This window comes from Achromobacter sp. LC458 (assembly GCF_001005835.2).
Taxonomy (GTDB): Bacteria; Pseudomonadota; Gammaproteobacteria; order Burkholderiales; family Burkholderiaceae_B; genus Achromobacter; species Achromobacter spanius_B.
Genome location: NZ_LBHW02000033.1, coordinates 35,952 through 58,055, shown reverse-complemented (window position 1 = coordinate 58,055; position 22,104 = coordinate 35,952). Strand labels below are relative to the sequence as shown.

Genomic DNA, 22,104 nt, shown 5'->3' with positions numbered 1-22,104 from the left:
AGACCCGACGGCCCATTCATTTCGAGGAATGCTGAAATTGTCGCCGATTTCCATCACCCCCGCGCCCGACGGCACGCCATTGGCCAACTATCTTTGGCCCGCCGCGCCCAATGTGCCGCCCCCTGTTACCGGGCCGGGCACGCCCAGCGTGTACCTGATGCACGGCCTGAGCGAACACGCCGGCCGCTATGACCGCCTGGCCCGCTGGCTGGCCGCACGCGGCTGGACCGTGGGCGCGCACGATCACCGCGGCCATGGGCGTTCGGGCGGCCCGGCCGCTACCCTGGCCCACCAGGACGACCTGGTCGTGGACGCCGTCGACCGCCTTCGCGCCTGGACCGCGCTGCAAGGCCGCCCGCCCATTGTGCTGGCCCACAGCCTGGGCGCGCTGGTGGCGGTGCGCATCGCCCTGCGCCGCCTGGCCGAGCTGGACGCGCTGGTGCTCAGCTCGCCGCCTTTCGTCGTGAACGTGCCGATGTGGGTGCGCCGCACCCTCACCTGGATGTCGCTGCATGCGCCCGACCTGCGCGTGCCCCATGGCCTGGCGCCCGCCCGCATCTCGCACGACCGGGCCGTCGTCAAAGCCTACCGATCCGACCCGCTGGTGCGCCGGCGCATGACCGGCCGGCTGGCCCGCTTTGTCGACGAAGGTGGCCGGGAATCGCTGCGCGAAGCCGATCTTCTGCCCTGTCGCACCCTGTTGATGGTGGCCGGCGATGATTCCATCGTGGCCGCCGAAGGCAGCCGCCAATTCGCCCAGCGCGCGCCCGCGCAATTGCTGACCCTGCGCTGGTACGACACCGCCTGGCACGAAATTTTCAATGAAACGGCCCCAATTTCCGATCCGGTTTATGCTGACCTGGACGAATGGCTGGCGCGCACGGCGCAGGCATTGTCCCTGCCCCCAGTACTGACTCCCTCGGCACAGGAGGCCGGCACCCCGTAAAATCCCGCGACAGACCCAAACGAGAAGAATCCGTGACTGATACCGCCGCCAACCGCCTCTCCCGCCTAGAGGCCAACCGCTCGCTGCTGACCCAGACGTTGCGAGGCATTGAAAAAGAAGGCCTGCGCGTGGACGAGCAGGGCATTTTGTCGCGCACGCCCCACCCGGCCGGCCTGGGTTCGGCGCTGACCAATGAACACGTCACCACCGATTACTCGGAATCCCTGCTTGAGCTGATCACCGGCACGCACACCGACGTCAATGCGCTGCTGGCCGAACTCACCAACACCCATCGCCACGTGTACAGCGTGCTGGATCACGAGCTGATCTGGAACCAGTCCATGCCGGCCACGCTGCCGGCCGAAGCCGACATCCCTATCGCCTGGTACGGCAAGTCCAACACCGGCATGCTCAAGCACGTGTATCGCCGCGGCCTGGCCGAGCGCTACGGCAAGCGGATGCAATGCATCGCCGGCGTGCACTACAACTTCTCGCTGTCCGAAGATTTGTGGTCCGTGCTGGACACGCAAGCCGGTTCCGCGCAAGACCGCCGTTCGCGCGGCTATATCGGGCTGATCCGAAACTTCACGCGCTATTCCTGGCTGCTGATGTACCTGTTTGGCGCGGCGCCCGCGCTGTCCAGCGACTTCCTGAATGGCCCTGACCACCCGCTGGAACGCCTGGGCGACCACACGCTGTACCTGCCCTACGCCACCAGCCTGCGCATGAGCGACCTGGGCTATCAGAACAAGGCGCAGTCGCAGCTCAAGCTTTGCTACAACGACCTGGATACCTTCCTGGGCCGGCTGTACGACGCCGTGACGCAAACGTGGCCCGACTACGAGAAGATCGGCACGCATCGCAATGGCGAATGGATCCAGCTGAACACCAACGTGCTTCAGATCGAAAACGAGTACTACTCCAGCATCCGCCCCAAGCGTGCCACCGGCCGCTGCGAACGCCCCATCACCGCCCTGGCGGAACGCGGCGTGCAATACGTGGAAGTGCGCTGCCTGGATATCGACCCCGAATCGCCCGTGGGCATCGACGCCGACACCAGCCGCTTTGTCGACGCGTTCCTGCTGTTTTGCACGGCATCGGACAGCCCGTTCTTCCCCGCCAACGGCTACTGTCAGCGCAGCGCCGACAACTTTTCCACCGTCGTCAAAGAAGGCCGCAAGCCGGGCCTGATGCTGGACCGCGAAGGCAAGCCGGTAGCGCTGAAAGAATGGGGCCACGAATTGCTGGACCAGATCGCGCCGTACGCCGCGCTGTTTGATTCGGCCCTGGGCGGCACTGCCTACGCCGATGCGCTGACCGCGCAGCGCGTCAAGCTGGACCAGCCCGAGGCCACGCCGTCCGCGCGCCTGTTGCAGTCGCTGACGCAAAGCGGCCTGTCGTTTCACGACTACTCGCTGGCGCAAAGCCGCAAGCATGCGGACACGCTGCGCGCACAAGCCCTGCCGTCGGATCTGGCGGCGGCCTATCAACAGGCAGCAACGCAGTCCACCGAAGAGCAGCAGCGCATCGAGCAGTCGGACACGGTGGACTTCGCGACCTACGTGGCGCGCTACCACGAGGCCCTGAAGGCCCCGCGTAAATAAGGCGTATCGTTAGGGTTTGCGTACGCGGCGCCTGCCTGACGGGCAAGCGCCGCGCTTCGGTCAGTCTCACTCTGGAGGTTTTTCAATGCGCCGCACCGCAACATTCCTGATGGCCCTGGCAGCCAGCGTGGGCATCGCCCATGCCGCGCCGCCGCCCATGCAGACCGTGGATTCGGTGGACCTGAAACGCTATGTCGGCATGTGGTACGAAATCGCCAATTTCCCCATGTTCTTCCAGCGCAATTGCGTCGGCGATACCACCGCCGAATACACCGCGCACCCCGACGGCACCATCGGCGTGAACAATCGCTGCCGCACCAAGGACGGCGATATCGACTCCGCATCCGGCACCGCCACCGTCGTGGAAGGCAGCAACAACGCCAAGCTTGAAGTCACCTTCTTCAAGCCGTTCAAGGGCGATTACTGGGTGATCGGCCTGGACCCGGAATACCGCTGGTCCGTGGTGGGTACGCCCGACCGCAAGTACCTGTGGATTCTGTCGCGCTCGCCGCAATTGCCCAAGGAAGAGTTGGACAAGGCGCTGGCTGCCGCGAAGGCGCAGGGCTACGAGCTGGACGAACTGCGGTACACCCCGCAGAAATAAGCGGAACGCCGGCTAGCGCCGGCTCCCGCCAAGAGTCGCCCTACTTGGCGCGGCTCGGCGATCAGCCCGCGTAGTCGCGGGCCAGACGCACCACCGTCACGCCGGGCTTCAGCTGGCGCAGCGACGGCATGATCAACGTGCAGTTGTCATAGGGCGTCACGATCGGCTGGCCATCCGCCCACCCGATCACCGAGCCGGCTTGCGCCAGCGTTTCCAGACCGGTCCAGGGTTGCGCAAACGTCACGTCCATCGACGGCGCCACCACGGCGTCCGTCACTTCCAGCACGCGTTGGGTATCGGGATCGGGCAACAGCCAGCCGGCCGGCACATCGGCCGCGTCCACCACGCCGGATTCCGCCAACATGCGAGCCACCATGTCGCGCGCAACATCGCGCGAGGCCAGCTCGCCATGGAAACCGCATTCGATCAGCAAGGCACACGCGTCGTCGCGCGCGGCATCGCCGAACTGCGCAAAGTCGCGCATGCGCACACCGTCTTTGTGGCCGGCGTCCACGATCACATGCTGCGGCGCCTTCAGGCGGCGCGCCAGTGCGATGTTGCGCGGCAAGACGCCCGTCAACAACAAGGGCGCGCCCGGCTCGTGCATGGAATGCAGGTCCAGCAGCCAGTCCGCGCGCTGCACCCAGGGGCGCAACGCCGCGCCGCGTTGGCGGTCGGCGGTGGTGGGGTTGTCCAGGCGCTCGGCGCTCCAGACGCGGTTCATGTCTTCGGTAACGAAGCGCGAGGCATCGTGCTTGGCCAGATCGAAGCGGTCAAACGCGTCCAGGTTGCAGAAGGCCAGCGTCAGGCTGCCCCGGCGCGGCTTCACGCCGGCCGCCAGCAGGTCTTTCAGCGCCCACGCGCCGCACAGTTCGTTGCCGTGCACCAGCGCGCTTACCATCAGCGCCCGCCCCGGCACGTCGGAATCAAAATGCCAGACGCCCGGCGTATCGGTATTGCCCGCGCGTTCGGCGGCGAGGTCGGGAACGGGAAGCTGAAATTGCATGGTGAGATCCGCTTTCTGACGTAGGTGCTGGGGGCCGATTACTGGGGGGCGATCACTGCGCTTCGATCTTGGCGGCCTTGACCAGCGCGCCGTACTTCTTGGTTTCTTCGGCTTGGTAGGCCACCAGGTCGACGCCCGGCTGGGCCACTTCGCCGCCCGCCTCTTGCATCTTCTTGCGGAACGATTCGGACTTCAGCGTTTCGTCCAGCACGGTGCGCAGCTTTGCCACAACCGGCTCGGGCAAGCCGGCGGGGCCGTACAGCGCAAACCACAGGTTGATGTCGACGGATTCAAAGCCGGGCGTGGCGGCCAGCGGCGCGATTTCCGGCGCGGCCGGCGAACGCTTGTTCTCGGTCAGGCCCAGCGCCACGATGTTGCCGCTGCGCACCTGCGGCAGGCCCGAGGACAGCACCAGCATGCCGTAGTCCAGCTGGCCGCTCATCAGGTCCGTCACCAGCGGCGACACGCCGCGATACGGCACGTGTTCGGCGCGCGTGCCAGTGGCCTGGTTGATCATTTCGCCGGCCAGATGCAGCGTGGTGCCCACGCCGGACGAGCCGTAGTTGAACGTGCCCGGCTCCGCGCCGCGCAGCTTTTGCAGGTAGTCAGCGGCCGTCTTGACGCCGGAATTCTTGCTGGCCGCCAGCAGCATGGGCTGCGAGGCCACCAGCCCCAGGGCCGTGAAGTCCTTGGCGCTGTCGTACTTGACCGCCGTGTTGATCATGCGGGCAATCACCATTTCGTTGGTGGAGCCCAGGAAAATCGTGTAGCCGTCCGGCGCGGCGCGTGCCACGCGCTGGGCGCCGATGGTGCCGCCTGCGCCGCCCACGTTTTCAACCACGACGGTCTGGCCCAGGCGCTTGCCCAGCTCTTCGCCCAACAGGCGCGCCGTCAGGTCCAGGCTGCCGCCGGCGGGATAGCCCACCACCAGCGACACGCTGCGGGCCGGGTAATCGGCGGCGAAGGCGGCCGGGGCGGTTGCCACGGCCGAGGCGGCACAAAACGCAACAAGCGCTGCGCGCAGCGGGTGCAGTACGGACTTCATGTTTTCTTCCTTGGGGTGCTGAGGGGTGGACGGCGTGGCCGTCTCGTTGGAGGTATAGGCTGGTATTTTCGCGGCGGCAGTGTGAGACCGTCGTGCCGAAACGGCACATGCCCGTGCTTATCCTGCCCAGCCTGCAAGCTTGCCTGGCACGATGCCGGCCTCAGGCCTTGCGGTTCGCCGTGGCCTCCCAGGCCGCCTCCGCCAGATCCGTCAGGCGCGCGCGCGGCCGATACAGCCGCACCTCGAACGCGATCTCTTCGCTGCGCCCACCCAGGGCCACCAAGGCGCCGCGACGGCAATCGGCCGCCACCATCGACCATGGCAGCCACGCCACGCCCAGGCCCTTGGCCACCGCGCCATGCGCCGCGTCCAGCGAATCGCTGCGCACGAACGGCGTCAACGCGTACGGCGTGGTTTCCAGGCGGTCGCCCACGATGCGTTCCATTGCCAGCCCGCCCGTGTAGGTGATCAGCGGCACGGCAGGGCCGCCGTCTTTCAGCGCGTAGCGAGCGCGGCCGCGCGCGTCCGCCTGGCTGACGGGCACCAGCTTGTCGGTGGCCAGCGTCATGTAGCGATAACGCGCCGGGCTCAGCGGCACCGACAGCGCCGGGTGTTCGTAGCAGCACAGCAAGTCCACCTTGCCCTGCTCCAGGCGCACCACCAGGTCTTTTGCCTGGCCCGTGGACAACTCAACCTGCGTGCCTTCGGTCAGCACCTTGGGCGCGCGGTGACGCAGCCGGGCGATCCAATCGGCCACCAGCGTACGCGCCAGGCTGCGGCCGGTTGCGATGCGCAGCACCGCCTCGCCGCCCGCGCCCGAACTGCGGATGCGATGGCGCACCAAACCCATCTGTTCGACCACCTGCGTGGCCGTCTTGAGCAGCGCCTCGCCTTGCGCGGTCAGCGTCACGGGCAGGTGCTGGCGTTCGACCAGCGGCGCGCCCGCCCAGGCTTCCAGCGCGCGGATGCGCCGGCCGAACGCGGGGTGCGTCACATGGCGCAGCTCGGCCGCGCGCACGAAACTGCCCGTGCGCGCCAGCGCGATCAAGTCTTCAAGAAGTTTCAGGTCCGCCATCTGCAACGCCGTCAGCGATCGGCCAGCCCCATCATCGCCAAGGTGGCGCGGGTGAGCGGGCTGTCCGCGTCTTCCAGTTCATTGACCAGGTCGAAGTGGTTGCAGTGCGGCGTGGCAATGCGCGTGGACGCAAGGCCCGCCGCATTCCAGGCGGCTTCAAATGCCGCCGTCTGGTTCTTGAAGCCCTGCGTCTCCAGCCCGCCGACCGCCAGCAGCATGGGGCCGGCCTGCTCGGGCAGGTTGAAGATGGGGCTTTGATGCGCGGCCTGCTCGGGCGTCAATCGCAGCCAGGTATTGGGCAGGATGTCGCACAGCGGGCGCAAGTCGAACAGGCCGGACAAGGCCAGCGTGCCCTTGATGATGTCGTCCGGCACGCCATAACGCGCGGGCCAGCCGGGCGCGACCAGCATGCCGGCCAGATGCCCGCCGGCCGAGCTGCCGCCCACGTAGATGCGTTCCGGGTCCACGCCATAGGCCGCCGCGTTCTGGTACAGCCACGCCACCGCGCTGCGCACTTCGCGCACCACTTCGCCCAGGGTGGCTTCGGGCACCAAGGTGTATTCCAGCGTGGCCACGGCTGCGCCCGCCGCGTTGAAGGCCTCGGCCATGACCGGCGCGTCTTCCTTGCGCTGCGCGCGCCAGTAGCCGCCGTGAATGAAGACGAATACCGGCGCCGGGGCGCGCGACGCGGCAGGCAGGAACAGGTCCAGACGTTCGTCCTGGCCCATGCCGTAGCGCAGGTCCAGCACGGCGGGGCGGCGCGAGCGCACGCGCGTGGACGACTCCGCGTAGCGGCGCACGCAGGCATCAAAGTCCGCCACCGATTCACGCGCGTTGTATTGCACCTCGCGTTCGGCGATGGTGGGAAAGAAAAGGTCGATGTCGGGCTTATGCATGTCGTGCCTGGGGGTCGGGCTGTGAAATGATCCGTTCGATGAATTGCGCGGTCTTGCGGTAGTGCGCGGCCAGCATGGCCACCGAGCGCTCGGCGTCGCGGGATATCGCGGCGTCCAGCAGCTGGCGATGCTCGTCGTCAACGTTGCGCTCGGGCCCGTAGGCGGTGGCGCCCGCACGCGCCGGGCGCCGGTAGCGTTCGGTTTGCGCATACAGCTGGGTGGACAGGTCCAGCAGCCAGTGCGAGCGGCAGGCGCCGATCAAGGCGTGATGGAAATCCAGGTGGCGGGCTTCCAGCAGTTCTTCCAATTCGTCGGACGGCGCGGGGGCCTGGCCCGCGCGCTGGGCCGCCAACGTCAGCGCGTGATACGCGCCCACCAGCCGCGTTTCCCAGGCGTCGTCCGCGTTGGCCAGCGACCGCCGCAGCGCGTCGCAGTCGATCAGGATTCGGGTTTCACAGGCGTCCCACATTTCGTCGACCGACAAGGGCGCGATGCTGAACCCGCGCGACGTGGTGTTCACGACCATGCGTTCGCTGCGCAAGCGGTTCAGCGCTTCGCGGATCGGCGAAAAGCTGCTGCCGTAGCGCTGCCGCAGCAATTCCAGCCGCAGCGACTGGCCGGGCGCGAAGGCGCCGCTCATGATGTCGCGTCGAAGCAGGCGGTAGACCTGCTCGGACAGCGTGATGTCTTCAACGTCGGCGTTCCCGCCCGATCCGGGATCGTCCTGGCGGGAAGCTTTGATTCTTGGCTTCAACATGCTCTCCAGATGTCAGCGGCGCGTCCGCCGATCCGCGCACAGGCGGCTCATTCTACTCGCGCGCGGCGGCCTCATATTCCCAGATAACGCTGCGCCAGCTCGGGCTGCGCCGACAGCTCGGCCGGCTTGCCCGACCAGGCCACGCGGCCCTTGTCGACGATGTAATGGCGGTCGACCAGCGTTGCCATTTCGGGCAGGTTCTTGTCGATGACCAGAATGGTCTGGCCTTCGGACTTCAATGCCCGCAGGCACCGCCAGATTTCCTGGCGGATCAGCGGCGCCAGCCCTTCGGTGGCTTCGTCCAGGATCAGCAGCTTGGGGTTGGTCATCAGCGCGCGGCCCACCACCAGCATCTGCTGTTCGCCGCCCGACAGCGTGCGCGAGGACTGCGCGCGCCGCTCTTTCAAGCGCGGAAACAGCGTGAACACGCGGTCCAGGTCCCAGCCGCCCGGCGCGGCGCGCGCGGTGGCCACCAGGTTTTCCTGCACCGTCAGCGACCCGAACACCCGCCGCCCTTCCGGCACCAGCCCCACCCCCAGGCGCGCGACCGTGCTGGGCGCGGACCGCCCCAGCGTCTGCCCCCGGAACTGCACCGCGCCGCCGGTAGCCGGCAGCATGCCCATCACGGTCTTGACCGTGGTGGTCTTGCCCATGCCGTTGCGCCCGATCAGCGAAATGACTTCGCCCTCGCTGGCTTCGAACGACATGCCGAACAGCACCTTGCTGGACCCGTAGCCGCCCGTCAGGCCGTCAACCTTCAACATGTTCTTCTCCCAGGTAGGCCGCGCGCACCTCCGGATGGCGGCGCACCTCGTCGGGCGGCCCGCTGAACACCACGCGGCCGTAGACCAGCACGCTGATGCGGTCGGCCAGCGCAAAGACGGCGTCCATATCGTGTTCCACCAGCAAGATGCCGTAGTCGCCCTTCATGCCTTGCAGCAGCCGCGTCATGCGGGCCGATTCCTCGGGGCCCATGCCGGCCATTGGCTCGTCCAGCAGCAACAGCCGTGGCGACCGGGCCAGCGCCACCGCCAATTCCAGCTGGCGCTTTTCACCATGCGCCAAATCGGCGGACCGCACATGGCGGCGCTCGGCCAGGCCCACGTGCGTCAGCCACTGCATGGCTTCGGCTTTCAAACCCGCGTCGCGGCGCGGGTCGGACCACGCGCCGAACGCGCGTCCGCCCTTGAGCATGCGCGACAGGATCACGTTTTCCAGCGCGGTGTATTCGTGGCAAAGCTCGGTGATCTGAAACGACCGCCCCAGCCCCAGTCGCGCGCGTTCAAAGGCACGCAGTCCGGTGACGTCGCGCCCGTCCAGATGAATGGTGCCGGAATCGGGCCGGATTTCGCCGCAGATCTGCGCGATCAGCGTGGACTTGCCCGCGCCGTTGGGGCCGATGATGGCGTGGATCTCGCCGGCCCGCACATCCAGGTCCACCCCATTGGTGGCCACCACCGCGTCAAAGGCCTTGCGCAGTTGAGTCAGCCGCAGCAGGCAGTCTTGCGCGTCAGTCGGCATGGCGCGTCTCCAGCAATTTTCCGAACAACCCCTTCTGGCCCCACAGCACCACCAGCACCAGGATCGGCCCCATGTACAGCAACCAATGTTCGGTCAGCGACGACAGCATCTGTTCCAGGCCCAGGAACACGGCCGCGCCCGCGATCGGCCCCAGCAGCGTGCCTACACCGCCCAGTATCACGATCGCCATCAGTTCGCCGGACTTGGTCCACGCGGCCATGTCGGGCGTAACCAGCCCGGCATAGTTTGCCCACAGCACGCCCGCCAGCCCGGTGCCCACCGCCGACAGCACAAACGCGCTCAGGCGATACGGCGTGGGCGCCACACCCAGGTTCAGGGCGCGCCGTTCGCTTTGGCGCAGCGCCTGCAACACCATGCCGAAACGTGAATTGGTGACGCGAATGCACAGCAGCGTCCACGCCGTCAGCAGCGCCAGGCACACGTAGTAAAAAACCAGCGGGCTTTCCAGGTTGATGCCGGGCAGCACATTGCGCTGCGGAATCATCAGCCCGTCGTCGCCCCCATAGAATTGCAGCGACACCAGGATGAAATACACCATCTGCCCGAATGCCAGCGTAATCATGATGAACTGCACGCCGCGCGTGCGCAGTGCCAGGTAGCCGAACACCCAGCCCGCCAACGCGCACACCGCCAGCGCGATGGGCCACACGACCAGCGCGGCATTGCTGCCGGCCCAGCCGAAGATGGGCCCCGCTTCGGCCGTGTGGAACGCGATGATGCCCACCGCGTACCCGCCCAGGCCGAAGAACATGGCGTGGCCGAAGCTGACCATGGCGCCGTAGCCGATCACCAGGTCGAGGCTGACGGCGGCCAGGCCGTAGATCAGAAACCGCGTCACCACGCCGATCAAGAAGGGCGAGCCCGACGCCAGCGCACCGGCCGGCAGCAGGATCAATACCGTCAGTCCGGCCAGGCCCCAGCGGGCGCGATTGGAAAGTGTCTTTGCCATCATCATCCTCGCGCCGGGAACAAGCCGCCGGGCTTGGCGATCAGCACGATCGCCATCAGCACATAGATACTGGCCGACGCCATGCCGGCGGCCAAGGGGTCCGCCGTGGCGGGCGAGAACATCTTGGACAGCAACTGCGGCAGAAACGCACGCCCCAGGCTGTCAACCATGCCCACCAGCAAGGCACCCGCCAACGCGCCGCGCACCGAGCCGACCCCGCCAATCACGATCACCACGAAAGTGGTGATCAGGATGCGTTCGCCCATGCCGATTTCCACGGCCAGCAGCGGCGCCGCCATCACGCCCGCCAGGCCGCACAGCAACGCGCCCAGGCCGAACACCAGCGTGTACAGCTTGCGAATGTCCACGCCCAGCGCGTCGACCATTTCGCGGTCATCCGCGCCCGCGCGGATCAGCATGCCGATGCGGGTACGGTTGACCAGCCACCACAGCCCCACCGCCACCAGCGCGCCGATGGCGATGAACGACAGGCGGATCACCGGATACTGAAAACCGGGCGCCAGCGTCACCGCGCCTTCCAGGAAAGACGGGATGCCCACCAGCGGCGGACGCCGGCCAAAAATCAGGCTGACGGCCTCGTTCGAAAACAGCAGCAGCCCGAACGTGGCCAGCACCTGGTACAGGTGATCGCGTTTGTACAGCTTGCGGATCACCAGCACCTCGACCGATATGCCGTACAGCCCCGCGCCCAGCAACGCGGCCAGCACGCCCGCCAGAAACGAACCCGTGGTGCCGATGGCGTAGGCCGCGCAGTACGCACCCACCATGTAGAAGGACCCGTGCGTCAGGTTCACCACGCCCATGATCCCGAAGATCAGCGTCAGCCCGGCCGCCAGCATGAAAAGCATGGCGCCGAACTGCAAGCCGTTAAGCAGCTGTTCGAACAGAAGCGTCATGATGGCAACTTGCAAAATTGGGCATAGGCGTCCTTATCGTCGGCCACCAGCTTGCGCACCAGATGCGGCGCCAGCACACCCGCGCTGTCCTTCTCGATGCGCATCAAGTACAGGTCCTGAATCGGATGCTGGTTGGTGTTCATGCTGAACTTGCCGCGCAGCGACGTGAAGTCGGGCTTGCGCAGCGCGGCGCGAAAGGCGTCCGCCTTGGACAAGTCGCCACCGGTGGCTCTCAGGCCCACGCCGATCAGCTGCGCCGTGTCATAGGCCTGCATGGCGTAGTCCGTGGGGACGCGGCCGTAGGCTTCCCTGAAGGCTTTCGCGAAGGCTTGCGATGGCGCGTTGTCAAAGTCTTGCGACCAGATGCCGGTGGTGTACGAGCCCAGCGATGCGTCGCCGGTGGCCTGGATCATGCGCGCGTCCATCGAGAAGCTGGGCATCAGCATCGGGATGCTTTTGTTCAGGCCCGCCGCCGCGTACTGCTTGACGAAGTTGATGCCGGTGCCGCCCGGGTGAAACTGATAGATGGCATCGGGCGACAGCGAGCGCACACGCGCCAGCTCCACCGAAAAATCCGATTGATCCAGCTTGGTGTAGATCTCGGCAACCACTTCGCCCTTGTAGGTGCGCTTGAAGCCTTCGATGGCGTCGCGGCCCGCCTGGTAGTTGGGCGCCAGCAGCACCACGCGCTTGTAGCCCAGTTCATTGGCCGCCACGCCGCCCGCCGTGTGGAAGGCGTCGTTCTGGTAGGACGCCACGAAATAATTCGCGTCGCATTTCTCGCCGGCAAAGTTCGATGGCCCCGGGTTCAGGCTGACGTAGAACCCGCCCGACTTCACCACGCTGGGCACGACGGCGGCCAGCACGTTGGAAAAGTTGACGCCGGTAAAGAGCTTCACGCCCGACTGGATCAAGCGGTCGGCCGCCTGCTTGGCGTTGGCGGGCTTCAGGCCGTCGTCTTCAATCACCAATTGCACCGGCACGCCGCCCAGCTTGCCGCCGCCCTGCTTGATGGCCAGGTTGAAGGCATCGCGCTCGTCCTCGCCGATGTAGCCGGCCGGCGTGGACAAGGTGGCGATGAAGCCGATCTTGACGGGGTCGGCGGCGCGCGCGGCGCTCATCGACAAGGCCGCGCCCAGCGCGACGGACAACGCGGCGGCAATGCCGCCCAGTTTCTGTTTCTTGATCATGTTTTCCCCTTGAAGACTGCGTTGCCCGCGTCGTCGGCCGGGCGTGAGCTAGACCGCCACGACCGGATGGCGCAACGTGCCGATGCCTTCCACGCACGCCACCACCACGTCGCCCGGCCACAGCCATTCCTGCGGCTTGCGGCCCGCGCCCACGCCTTCGGGCGTGCCCGTGGCGATGATGTCGCCCGGCTCCAGCGTGATGCCGGCGCTGATGTCCGCAATCAGGAACGGCACCTTGAACAGCATGTGGCGCGTGTTCGATCCCTGCTTCTTTTCGCCGTTGACTGTCAGCCACAAGTCCAGCACCTGCGGGTCGGGAATTTCGTCGGCGGTAACAATGCACGGCCCGAAGGGCGCGTAGGTGTCCTGGCCTTTGGAATAGATCCATTGCCCGGCGCGGCGGCAATCGCGCGCGCTCATGTCCAGCATGACGCTGTAGCCGAATACGTACGACAGCGCATCGGCCTCGGCCACGCGCGAGGCGCGACGGCCCATGATCACGGCCAGTTCCACTTCCCAGTCCAGCTGCTGCGTGATCTTGGCGTTGTGCTCGATGGCCTCGCCCGGGCCGATGACGGTGGTGGGCGGTTTGGAGAAGATCACCGGCTGCTTGGGCAGGTCGGCCGACGTGTCCAGCGTGCGGCTGGATTCGGCCACGTGTTCCACATAGTTCAAGCCGATGCCGAAGATGTTCTTGCGCGGGCGCGGAATGGGCGCCAGCAGCTTCACGTTTTCCTGCGGCAGCGCCGTGCCAACGGGCCATTCGCCGCGATAGGCATCCATCAGGCGGCTGGCCTGCGACACGGCCACCGGCCCCAGGTCGATAAACGCCAGCATGTCGTCGGGCAGGCCCACCCCGCCCGCCTCGCCCAGCAAGGCCAGGTCAATTACATAGCCGTCGGCCAGCGCGCCAAGCCGGGCGGCGGCAGTGGGATGAGCACGAAAAGTCACCAAGCGCATAGGAACTCCATAGATTCAAGACGTGTTGAGCCAGGCGCGCGGGCCAGGCCCGCGCGGCGGATGAAAATTTGATGTGAAGGTGGCGCGGCGCTAGCTCAGGATTTGATGGCCGTCGTTTTCCTTGACCGCTTCTTCGCGGTACAGCCCCAGCGCGCGCATGACGGGCAGGTCGTTGAAACAGAACAGGCAAGCGTCATCGTTGGAAGACAGGTTGACGTGTTCGTGGATGGCCCAGGACGGTACGCAGAAGATGTCGCGTTCGGTCCAGTCATAGCGCTTGCCGTCGATGAGGCAATAGCCGCTGCCCTTGGCCACTTGGTAGATGAAGCTGCCGGTATGCCGATGCGCTTTGGTGTGTTCGCCCGGCCGCAGCAACTGCATGCTGGCGCCGATGGTCGGCATCACCGGCCCGCCGGTGGCGGGGTTGACGTAGTCAAGCAGGATGCCGTCGAAGGGGCTGCCGGCGGTGGTGCGGGCGTAGCGGCGCAAGGCGTCGTAGGTGGGTTCCCATTCGTACTTGAACAGGGGCGAATAAGGTTTCGTCCAGCCGGATACCTGCGGGCGCAAGGCGGCGTTGCCCCAGGCGGCGCTGGTATCGTCCACGGGATAGGTCACGGTCTGGTTCAGGTCGGGGTGCACGGCGTAGAAGCCGGCTTCCAGCGCGTTGACCAGCGGGATATCCAGGCCGTCCTGCCAGATGCAGGTGGTGCCGTCTTCGGCCACGCCATGTTCGTGCCAGGTGCCGTTGGGCGTCAGCACGAAGTCGTTCGCGCCCAGTGTCATCTTGTGGCCGTCCACGACGGTGTACGCGCCCTGCCCTTCCATGATGAAACGCAGCGCGGAATGGGAATGCTTGTGGGCCGAGGCCAGCTCGCCGGGCTGCATCACTTGCAGACCGGAATACAGCCAGCCCACGGCGGCCGCCACATCGCGTCGGCCGGGGTTGTTCAGGTAGATGACGCGGCGGCCCGCTTCTTCAGGCGACACCAATTCGGCCGACCGCAGTACATGTCCGCGCAAGTCCCGGTAGCGCCACACCACCGGCACCGACGCCGAGCGCGGCGCCCAGGGCTCAATCTTGTTCGCCACGGTCCACAAGGCGCCGGTTTCCAGGCGGGCAAGCTCCTGGTAATAGGCGATGCGTTCGGGCGAATCGGCCACATTGGCGCGGCCCGCGGTGTCTTCTCGATAGGCGTCGTACCGGTTCGCTTCCATCGCTGCCTCTTTTATAAAACCGTGAAGATTTTCGAAAATAATAGAGGTGGCAAGAAATCCGGGCAACGATTGCGCGCTAGGGGTTTTCCCGCCGCGACAGAATTAGTTGGTGTGACGCTGCGAAATACTGTACAAAAACACAGTGCGACGTGATACATTTCGCTCGCCCAAAAAACTGTCGTCCAGGGAGAATCCTGTGTCAGAAGCCGCTCATCTTGTTCAGTACATCGTCGTCCCCTATCGCGCCGCCGCCAACGGCGTGGCGCCTGGGGAAATCCGTCCGGCCAGCAGCGAATTCGGCGCCATCCGAATCGCTAATTCGATGGCGTCCAAATTCGCGGGGGTCGCGGCCTACGAAGTGTGGATCGACAAAGAAACCGGCGATATGGAATCGCCGCGCATCCTGACGCAAATCGGCACGGTGCCGTCGTTGGATGATTAAGGCGGGCCGTATCGCCACGCCCGCCGTGGCAACGTCTGGCCACGAGTCGGCAACGCGTCGATTTCTTTGACGCGTTGCCCGACTCCGGCGTCATGGCGTGCGGCGTCCTTGCCCGGGAAAGCGCTGGGCCAGCGCGCTGGATAAGGCGCGCTGCATAAGGCGTGCGTCATGGGGCGCACGTCATGGGGCGCACGTCTTGGGGCGCACGTCTTGGGGCGAGCAGCCTCCGGTCCGCCCCATGACACGCGCGCGCCCCGCCTCAATACGTGTAGCTGACACCCAGTTGCGCGGTGCGCGGCGCGCCGGGATATACGTAAGTATTGAACGCGCCTTCGTCGTAATTGCGGTTGAACACGTTCGTCACGTCCAGGTTCACCCGCAGGTTCTTGTTGACCTGGTAGAAGCTGTACAGGTCCACCGCCACATAGGCGCCCATGTTGTAGGAAGACGCCACGGTCTGGCCGGCGCGGTCATCCACATAGCGCACGCCCGCGCCCAAGCCCAGGCCACGCGCCGGGCCCTCGTGGAATTCGTACATGTTCAACAGGCTTAGCGTGTTGCGCGGAATGTTGGCCAGGCGCGTGCCACGCGGCAGCGTGTTGTCTTCCGTGACTTTGGCATCCACATACGAATAGCCGCCAATTACCCGCCATTCACGCGTGATATTGCCCGCCACGTTCACATCGATGCCACGGCTGCGCACCTTGCCGGCCGCCACGCGGTAGGTCGGGTCGGTGGGGTCTACCGTCAGTACGTTTTTTTTGTCGATCTGGTAGGCGGCCACGTCGACGCTCAGGCGGCGGTCCAGCAATTCCCATTTAGCGCCTACTTCAAATGACTTGCCCTGTTCGGGATCGAACCCATTGCCTTGCCGGTCGGCGCCCGTGTTCGGCTTGTACGAACGCGCCGTGTTGGCGTAGACGGCCAGCGTGTCGGTCAGGTCGTAGATGACACCCAAGCGCGGCGTGACGGCGGTATCCGTGGTGCGCCAACTGGCGCCTGCGGGCAGGCGGTCGCGGTAGGTGTGCTCAAAGCGTTCAAAGCGCAGCCCGGCCAGCACCTTGAAGCGGTCGGTCAGCGCGACCTGGTCCTGCACGAAGGCGGCCCAGGTCTTGAGATTTTCCTTGTCGTGCGTGGTGATGCGCGTCAACGCGGGGCGTGGCTGGCCCAGCACGGGGTCGTACAGATCGATGGGATAAGCGGCGGCGCCCGCGGCCGAACGCCGGATGATGGACTGGTAATCGTAGTCTTCGACTTCGATGCCGGTCAGCAGCGTGTGGCGCAGGCCGCCCGTATTGAAGTTGCCGGTCAGGTTCAGTTGGACGTCGCGGTCCGTCCAGTCCAGCTTGCGGTAATTGAAGTTGCGGCCCAGCGTGCGGCCGTCGGCCTGCAAGGCGTTCGCTTCCACAGCGTTGCCTTTCAGCGTGCCGTCCAGCCATTGCGCGCCGCCGCCCAGCTTCCAGTTGTCGTTCAGCGCGTGTTCGAAGCGCAACTGCACCACGTTGTTGTCGTTGTGCAGCTTGTTGTCGGTACCTGTCTCCCAGACGTTGGTGTCGCGCGAGGCGCGTTGAGTCTGGTTGGGATAACGCGTCAGGCCACGGTCCAGCGGATGGTTGTTGCGCATCACCTCGGCTTCGAGCGTGATGCGGGTGGCGGCGCTGGGTTGCCAGCTGATCACGGGCGCAATGCCATAGCGTTCGGTGCTGACGTCATCACGAAAACTGTCGCCGCCTTCGGCCAGCGCATTGACGCGATAGGTCAAACTGCCGTCTTCATTCAGCGCGCCGGTGGTGTCGATAGTGGCGCGGCGCATACCGTGCGTGTCGACTTGCGTGCCCACCGTTACGCGCGATTCCGCCTCGGGCTGCTTGGTGACCACGTTGAAGGTACCGCCGGGGTCGCCCCGGCCGTACAGGCTGGTGTTAGGCCCCCGGATGACTTCCAGCCGTTCAAGCGTGTAGGAGTCAGGCGCGTTGGGATAGCCGCGATTGATGGGAAAGCCGTTGCGATAGTACTCACCGGTGGTGAATCCGCGCACGGTGACGGTGGTCAGCCCCTGCCCGCCGAAGTTGTTGGCGCGGCCGACACCGCCGGCGTAATCCAGCACTTGTTCCAGGCGCGTTGCATTGGTGTCTTCGACGACGTCGCGGGGCACCACGGTGATCGATTGCGGCACGTCGTGCAGCGCGGTGTCGGTACGCGTCGCGCTGAGCGAACGCGTGGCCCGATAGCCGATCACCGGGCCGTCGGCACGCTCGGCATCGCCGTAGACACTGACCGCCTCAAGCTGAACGGGTGGTGTTGTGCCGGCTTCGTTGGCCACCGCCAGCGGAACCGCCGTGTTCAAAAGACATGCTGAAAAGATGACGCGCCGCATTCCAAGATCCGAGAATTTTTAAGTGGCGCGATCTTACTATCGATGAAATCGATTCGCATTCTCAGAAATGTAATGGGGCGTGATGTCCACTTTTCACAACATGGCAACGGGCCGGATGCGTGGCATGTGCGGCATTGCGGCAGCGGCAGGCAGGATGCAAGCGTACGAAAGCCGGGATGGAAAATTGCGAGGGGGGTAAAGCGGCGGGAAAGGCGGAGGGGGGTACTGCGGAAGTACACAAGCACTGTGCACTTTGATGGTGCGCCCGACAGGAATCGAACCTGTATCAAGAGCTTCGGAAACTCTCATTCTATCCATTGAACTACGGGCGCAGCGCAAGGAGGCGACATTGTACCTAGTTTTCGATAGGCTGCATGAAGTGGGTCAAATCTTCCGCCAATCTCATCGAAAACCCGGTCAGATGCATTGGACGCTCGTCCCTGACACCGTTATATAATCCAGCGTTTGCTTGCAGGCGGATGCCCGACTTGTCCGCCGATTTGTGCAGTTACTGATTTTCTGTTGCCGCCGCCAGGCGCCCCACCCGTTAGCAGGATTTGGTCATGAGCAACGAGCAGGAACACATAGAAGAGCACTCCTCCCCCATCAAGACCCCCAAGCAACTGGTCGTCACGATCGTCCTGTCTTTCGTGATCCCCATCGCCATCATCATTCTGCTGGTGAACATGGTGGTCTCCGGTACCAAGACCGGAGCCGGCTCGGATTCCCTGTCCCCTGAAGCGGTCACCAAGCGCATCGCCCCGGTTGCGGGGTTCGAGCTTGTGGACGCCAACGCGCCCAAGGTGTTCAAGACGGGCGAGCAGGTCTTTGCGGCGGTCTGTACGGCCTGTCACACCGCCGGCGTGGCCGGTGCACCGAAGGTGGGCGACAACGCCGCCTGGGCGCCGTTCATCAAGTCGGGCTACGACACCATGTTGAACGTGGCCTTGCACGGCAAGGGCGGCATGCCGGCCAAGGGTGGCAACCCGACGCTGTCCGACTACGAAGTGGCGCGCGCGGTGGTCTATATGGCCAACAAGTCGGGCGCCTCGCTGCCTGAACCCGCCGCTCCGGCGGAAGAAGGCGCCAAGAAGGAAGCGGACGCCGCCCCGGCGACGGGCACAGCCTCGGCTGCCACAGCGCCGGCAGCCGGTGCTGCGGCTGCCGCAGCCCCCGCAGCTGCGGCCCCCGCCGCCGCTCCTGCCCCGACCGCAGCGGCGCCGGCTCCTGCCGCTGCCCCGCAACAGGCCGCCGCCGTTAACCCGGCTGGCGAAAAGCTCTACAAGAGCGTCTGCTTCGCCTGTCACGCCACCGGCGTGGCCAACGCGCCCAAGTTCGGCGACAAGGCTGCCTGGGACCCCTACATCAAGACCGGCATGGACGCCATGGTGAAGGTCGCCATGCAAGGCAAGCCGCCGATGCCGCCCAAGGGCGGCGCCGCCAATGCCTCGGAAGAAGACATCCGCGCCGCCGTCCAGTACATGGTGGATCACGCCAAGTAATCCCGGCGTATGTCGCCGGAGCCGCGATGCGGATGACCCGGACAGTAAAAAGCCCCTTGACAATCAAGGGGCTTTTTTATGGCTGCGCTACGGGTAAGGGCGACGCCAGACCGCCGGGACGCCGGAACGCCGGACCGCCGGACCGCCGGACCGCCGGAACGCCGGCCGTCGCCGCGGCTTATTCCGCCGACGATTTCAACAGCGACATGCCCAGTTGCACCCGGCGTTGCAGCCACAGGCTGGGACGATAGCGCGGATCGCCCGTCACGCGCTGCATGCTCTTCAGGATTTCCAGAATGCGGTCCGCGCCCAGCTTGTCGCCCAGCGCCAGCGGGCCCACGGGGTAGCCCAAGCCCAGCGTCACGGCCTTGTCGATGTCTTCCGGCGTGGCGATCTGCTGCTGCGCGATATCGCTGGCGATGTTGACGATCATCGCCACGATGCGCTGGGCGATGAAGCCCGGCGAGTCCTCGATTACCGTGACCGGCACGCCATCGGCGGCCAGCAGGGCATGCGCCGCGTCGCGCCACTTGGCTTCGGTGGCGGGCGACACCATGAGGGTGCGGCGCTTGGCGCCATCGAAAGCGTAAAGCGCGTCCAGGCCGACCGTACGGCCGGCGTTCAGGCCTTGTGCCGACACCGTCGTCGACACGTCATCGCCAAACGGCGTGACGATGATCAACGCGTCCGCATCGGGCGATGCGCCCGTCACCAACGTGGCGCCCAGCTTTTCAACCAGCGCCGATGCACGTGCGTAGCCTTCCGCGTGCTTGGGGCTGACCCACACCTTCAGGCCGTCGGGCAGCGCCGGCACCGGCGGTTCAGCGGGCACTTGCTTTTGGCCATCGGCATACACATAGAAGCCTTCGCCGGCCTTGCGCCCGATCAGCCCACCGGCCAAACGCACCGTGGTGATGGGCGACGGACGAAAGCGCGCTTCGTCGAAGAACTGGCGGTAGATGGATTCCATCACCGGGTGCGACACATCCAGCGCGGTCAGGTCCAGCAGTTCGAACGGGCCCATGCGAAAGCCGGCCTGCTCGCGCATCACGGCGTCAACCTGGGCAAACGTGGCTACAGCCTCTTGGGCCACGCGCAGCCCTTCGGTGTTCATGCCACGGCCCGCGTGGTTGACGATGAAACCCGGCATGTCCTTGGCGCGCACGGGCGTATGGCCCATGCGGCGGGCCAAGTCGGCCAGCGCGTCGCCCACTTCGGGCGCGCTGCGCAGGCCGTCGATGACTTCCACCACCTTCATCAACGCCACCGGGTTGAAGAAGTGATAGCCGGCCACGCGGCGCGGGTGCTTGCAGGCGGCCGCGATGGCGGTAATGGACAGCGACGACGTGTTCGACGCCAGGATGCAGTCTTCCGAGACCACGCCTTCCAGGGCGGCGAACAGGTCGCGCTTGACGTCCAGGCGTTCAACGATGGCTTCCACCACCAACTGGCAGGCCGACATATCGGTCAGCGCGGTGGCGGCTTCCACGCGTTCCAGCGCGGCTTGTGCGTCGGCGGCGGTCAGCTTGCCCTTTTGAGCCAGCTTGTCCCACGTCTGGCGCAACGATTCGCGCGCGGCCGTCACGGCGTCGGCGCTGGTGTCGTACAGGCGCACACGCAGCCCGGCTTGCGCCGCGATCTGCGCGATGCCGCGCCCCATGGCCCCGGCGCCCACGACGCCGATGGTTTGAATCTCCGTCATCAACTCTCTCCTGCCTGTATTGGGTATTGGAATGGTGGTGCGCGCCGCGGCATGGCGCACGGCAAGCGGGCGGCGCCTGGCCGCCCGCCGCGATCAGGGCTGGCTTTGAGCCAGCGCCTGGATTTCTTCAGCCGACAACCCCAGCTTCTCCGCCAGCACCTGCGCGGTGTGCTCGCCCAGCATGGGCGGCGGACGGCGGTATTGAACCGGGCTGTCGGAGAACTTCAGGGGGCTGGACGCCATCGGCACCTTGCCGGCAGCCGGATGCGGAAGTTCGCGCTTCATTTCGCGCGCCAGCACGTGCGGGTCTTCGTAGACCTGGTCCAGCGTATTGATGGGGCCGGCCGGCACGCCCACGCCTTCCAGCGCGGCCAGCCAGTGGTCGCGCGCACCGGTGGCCATGCGCTCGGCCAGCAGCGGCACCAGTTCGGCGCGGTTCTTCACGCGCTGCGGGTTGGTGGAAAAACGCGGGTCCGCGGACAGTTCGGGCAGGCCAATGGCGCCGCAGTAGTTGCGGAACTGGCTGTCGTTGCCCACCGCCACGATCAAGTGGCCGTCGGATGCCGCGAACACCTGGTAAGGCACCAGATTCTGGTGCGCGTTGCCCGCGCGCTGGGGCGCCACGCCAGAGGTCATGAAGTTCAGGTTTTGATTGGCCATCATGCTGACCTGGCAATCCAGCAGCGCCATGTCGATGTGCTGGCCCAGCCCGCTATTGGCGCGCTCCAGCAGCGCGGCCAGGATGCCCACGGTGGAATACATGCCGGTCATGAGGTCGGCCACGGCCACGCCGGCCTTTTGCGGGCCGCCGCCGGGCAGGTCGTCGCGTTCGCCCGTGATGCTCATCAGACCGCCCATGCCCTGGATCATGAAGTCATAGCCGGGGCGGCTGGCGTACGGGCCGGTCTGGCCAAAGCCGGTGATCGAGCAATAGATCAACCGCGGGTTGATGGCCTTCAGGCTTTCGTAGTCCAGACCGTATTTCTTCAGGCCGCCTACTTTGAAGTTTTCCACCAGGATGTCGCTTTGCAGGGCGAGTTCCCGAACCAGCTCGGCGCCGCGCGGCGAGGCAATGTCCAGCGCCACCGACATCTTGTTGCGGTTGGCGGACAGGTAGTAGGCGGCTTCCGTGGTGTCGTTGCCCGCTTCGTCCTTCAGATACGGAGGCCCCCACGCGCGCGTGTCGTCGCCCGAGCCGGGCCGTTCGATCTTGATGACCTCGGCGCCCAGGTCGGCCAGGTTCTGGGTGCACCAGGGGCCCGCCAGCACGCGGGTCAGATCCAGCACGCGTATGCCGGTAAGGGGAGCGGGACGTTGCGACATCTGTAGTCTTTTCGCTAGATGAGAAATGAAAACGTCCGGCTTGCGGCCACGC

Annotated in this window: 20 protein-coding genes and 1 tRNA gene; 5 read left to right on the top strand and 16 right to left on the bottom strand. The window is 65.8% G+C overall.

Features of this window, described 5'->3' with window-relative positions:
* Positions 1–37 precede the first annotated feature (37 nt).
* From YH64_RS22765 to YH64_RS22755, 3 genes are all read left to right on the top strand, one after another.
* Positions 38–946 (top strand): alpha/beta hydrolase, encoded by a 909-nt coding sequence (locus YH64_RS22765; protein WP_082134598.1) that lies wholly within the window; start codon positions 38–40, stop codon positions 944–946.
* 32 nt (positions 947–978) lie between these two features.
* Positions 979–2,550: a glutamate--cysteine ligase gene (gene gshA, locus YH64_RS22760; protein WP_046806588.1), complete on the top strand. Its 1,572-nt coding sequence runs from the start codon at positions 979–981 to the stop codon at positions 2,548–2,550.
* A gap of 85 nt (positions 2,551–2,635) precedes the next feature.
* Positions 2,636–3,154, top strand: a complete 519-nt coding sequence (locus tag YH64_RS22755; protein ID WP_046806589.1) for a lipocalin family protein — start codon at positions 2,636–2,638, stop codon at positions 3,152–3,154.
* 61 nt (positions 3,155–3,215) lie between these two features.
* On the opposite strand, the gene YH64_RS22750 is transcribed toward YH64_RS22755, so the two are convergent.
* The 12 genes from YH64_RS22750 to YH64_RS22695 form a co-directional block, all read right to left on the bottom strand.
* The gene (locus YH64_RS22750; RefSeq protein WP_046806590.1) at positions 3,216–4,160 is read right to left on the bottom strand and encodes a succinylglutamate desuccinylase/aspartoacylase family protein; all 945 of its coding nucleotides are present in this window, start codon (positions 4,158–4,160) and stop codon (positions 3,216–3,218) included.
* A gap of 52 nt (positions 4,161–4,212) precedes the next feature.
* Positions 4,213–5,205: a tripartite tricarboxylate transporter substrate binding protein gene (locus tag YH64_RS22745; RefSeq protein ID WP_120153628.1), complete on the bottom strand. Its 993-nt coding sequence runs from the start codon at positions 5,203–5,205 to the stop codon at positions 4,213–4,215.
* A 160-nt stretch (positions 5,206–5,365) separates the two neighbouring features.
* Positions 5,366–6,280, bottom strand: a complete 915-nt coding sequence (locus tag YH64_RS22740; RefSeq protein WP_046806592.1) for a LysR family transcriptional regulator — start codon at positions 6,278–6,280, stop codon at positions 5,366–5,368.
* 11 nt (positions 6,281–6,291) lie between these two features.
* Positions 6,292–7,176: an alpha/beta hydrolase gene (locus tag YH64_RS22735; RefSeq protein ID WP_046806593.1), complete on the bottom strand. Its 885-nt coding sequence runs from the start codon at positions 7,174–7,176 to the stop codon at positions 6,292–6,294.
* The gene (locus tag YH64_RS22730) at positions 7,169–7,930 is read right to left on the bottom strand and encodes a GntR family transcriptional regulator (protein WP_046806639.1); all 762 of its coding nucleotides are present in this window, start codon (positions 7,928–7,930) and stop codon (positions 7,169–7,171) included. Before YH64_RS22730 ends, YH64_RS22735 begins: the two co-directional genes overlap by 8 nt.
* Positions 7,931–8,004: 74 nt before the next feature.
* The gene (locus tag YH64_RS22725) at positions 8,005–8,697 is read right to left on the bottom strand and encodes an ABC transporter ATP-binding protein (RefSeq protein ID WP_046806594.1); all 693 of its coding nucleotides are present in this window, start codon (positions 8,695–8,697) and stop codon (positions 8,005–8,007) included.
* Positions 8,684–9,454, bottom strand: coding sequence for an ABC transporter ATP-binding protein (locus YH64_RS22720; protein ID WP_046806595.1), 771 nt, complete (start codon positions 9,452–9,454; stop codon positions 8,684–8,686). The genes YH64_RS22725 and YH64_RS22720 overlap by 14 nt, the downstream gene beginning before the upstream one ends.
* Positions 9,444–10,430, bottom strand: coding sequence for a branched-chain amino acid ABC transporter permease (locus tag YH64_RS22715; protein WP_046806596.1), 987 nt, complete (start codon positions 10,428–10,430; stop codon positions 9,444–9,446). The genes YH64_RS22720 and YH64_RS22715 overlap by 11 nt, the downstream gene beginning before the upstream one ends.
* Positions 10,427–11,341, bottom strand: coding sequence for a branched-chain amino acid ABC transporter permease (locus YH64_RS22710; RefSeq protein WP_046806597.1), 915 nt, complete (start codon positions 11,339–11,341; stop codon positions 10,427–10,429). The genes YH64_RS22715 and YH64_RS22710 overlap by 4 nt, the downstream gene beginning before the upstream one ends.
* A complete protein-coding gene (locus YH64_RS22705) occupies positions 11,338–12,531 on the bottom strand; it encodes an ABC transporter substrate-binding protein (RefSeq protein WP_046806598.1) in 1,194 nt (397 codons plus the stop codon). The genes YH64_RS22710 and YH64_RS22705 overlap by 4 nt, the downstream gene beginning before the upstream one ends.
* A 48-nt stretch (positions 12,532–12,579) precedes the next feature.
* Positions 12,580–13,491, bottom strand: coding sequence for a fumarylacetoacetate hydrolase family protein (locus tag YH64_RS22700; protein ID WP_046806599.1), 912 nt, complete (start codon positions 13,489–13,491; stop codon positions 12,580–12,582).
* 90 nt (positions 13,492–13,581) lie between these two features.
* Positions 13,582–14,706 (bottom strand): cupin domain-containing protein, encoded by a 1,125-nt coding sequence (locus tag YH64_RS22695; protein WP_046806600.1) that lies wholly within the window; start codon positions 14,704–14,706, stop codon positions 13,582–13,584.
* A gap of 196 nt (positions 14,707–14,902) precedes the next feature.
* On the opposite strand from YH64_RS22695, the gene YH64_RS22690 reads away from it, so the two are divergent.
* Positions 14,903–15,148: a hypothetical protein gene (locus tag YH64_RS22690; RefSeq protein ID WP_006217094.1), complete on the top strand. Its 246-nt coding sequence runs from the start codon at positions 14,903–14,905 to the stop codon at positions 15,146–15,148.
* Between the two features lie 259 nt (positions 15,149–15,407).
* Here YH64_RS22690 and YH64_RS22685 read toward each other — a convergent pair whose 3' ends face one another.
* Together YH64_RS22685 and YH64_RS22680 are read right to left on the bottom strand one after the other, a co-directional pair.
* A complete protein-coding gene (locus YH64_RS22685; protein ID WP_221935917.1) occupies positions 15,408–17,495 on the bottom strand; it encodes a TonB-dependent siderophore receptor in 2,088 nt (695 codons plus the stop codon).
* Between the two features lie 287 nt (positions 17,496–17,782).
* Positions 17,783–17,857: transfer RNA gene (locus YH64_RS22680), tRNA-Arg, on the bottom strand.
* Between the two features lie 231 nt (positions 17,858–18,088).
* On the opposite strand from YH64_RS22680, the gene YH64_RS22675 reads away from it, so the two are divergent.
* Positions 18,089–19,027, top strand: coding sequence for a cytochrome c5 family protein (locus YH64_RS22675; RefSeq protein WP_046806602.1), 939 nt, complete (start codon positions 18,089–18,091; stop codon positions 19,025–19,027).
* 178 nt (positions 19,028–19,205) lie between these two features.
* Here YH64_RS22675 and YH64_RS22670 read toward each other — a convergent pair whose 3' ends face one another.
* Both YH64_RS22670 and YH64_RS22665 read right to left on the bottom strand, forming a co-directional pair.
* Entirely contained in the window at positions 19,206–20,729 is a 1,524-nt protein-coding gene (locus tag YH64_RS22670; protein ID WP_046806603.1) for a 3-hydroxyacyl-CoA dehydrogenase, read from the bottom strand.
* 93 nt (positions 20,730–20,822) lie between these two features.
* On the bottom strand, positions 20,823–22,052 hold the full coding sequence (locus YH64_RS22665; RefSeq protein WP_046806604.1) for a CaiB/BaiF CoA-transferase family protein: 1,230 nt from the start codon (positions 22,050–22,052) through the stop codon (positions 20,823–20,825).
* Positions 22,053–22,104 lie beyond the last annotated feature (52 nt).

Coding starts and splice junctions, on each gene's coding strand:
- YH64_RS22755 (WP_046806589.1), top strand. CDS start 2,636: ATGCGCCGCACCGCAACATTCCTGATGGCCCTGGCAGCCAGCGTGGGC.
- YH64_RS22750 (WP_046806590.1), bottom strand. CDS start 4,160: ATGCAATTTCAGCTTCCCGTTCCCGACCTCGCCGCCGAACGCGCGGGC.
- YH64_RS22745 (WP_120153628.1), bottom strand. CDS start 5,205: ATGAAGTCCGTACTGCACCCGCTGCGCGCAGCGCTTGTTGCGTTTTGT.
- YH64_RS22740 (WP_046806592.1), bottom strand. CDS start 6,280: ATGGCGGACCTGAAACTTCTTGAAGACTTGATCGCGCTGGCGCGCACG.
- YH64_RS22735 (WP_046806593.1), bottom strand. CDS start 7,176: ATGCATAAGCCCGACATCGACCTTTTCTTTCCCACCATCGCCGAACGC.
- YH64_RS22725 (WP_046806594.1), bottom strand. CDS start 8,697: ATGTTGAAGGTTGACGGCCTGACGGGCGGCTACGGGTCCAGCAAGGTG.
- YH64_RS22720 (WP_046806595.1), bottom strand. CDS start 9,454: ATGCCGACTGACGCGCAAGACTGCCTGCTGCGGCTGACTCAACTGCGC.
- YH64_RS22715 (WP_046806596.1), bottom strand. CDS start 10,430: ATGATGATGGCAAAGACACTTTCCAATCGCGCCCGCTGGGGCCTGGCC.
- YH64_RS22710 (WP_046806597.1), bottom strand. CDS start 11,341: ATGACGCTTCTGTTCGAACAGCTGCTTAACGGCTTGCAGTTCGGCGCC.
- YH64_RS22705 (WP_046806598.1), bottom strand. CDS start 12,531: ATGATCAAGAAACAGAAACTGGGCGGCATTGCCGCCGCGTTGTCCGTC.
- YH64_RS22700 (WP_046806599.1), bottom strand. CDS start 13,491: ATGCGCTTGGTGACTTTTCGTGCTCATCCCACTGCCGCCGCCCGGCTT.
- YH64_RS22695 (WP_046806600.1), bottom strand. CDS start 14,706: ATGGAAGCGAACCGGTACGACGCCTATCGAGAAGACACCGCGGGCCGC.
- YH64_RS22675 (WP_046806602.1), top strand. CDS start 18,089: ATGAGCAACGAGCAGGAACACATAGAAGAGCACTCCTCCCCCATCAAG.
- YH64_RS22670 (WP_046806603.1), bottom strand. CDS start 20,729: ATGACGGAGATTCAAACCATCGGCGTCGTGGGCGCCGGGGCCATGGGG.
- YH64_RS22665 (WP_046806604.1), bottom strand. CDS start 22,052: ATGTCGCAACGTCCCGCTCCCCTTACCGGCATACGCGTGCTGGATCTG.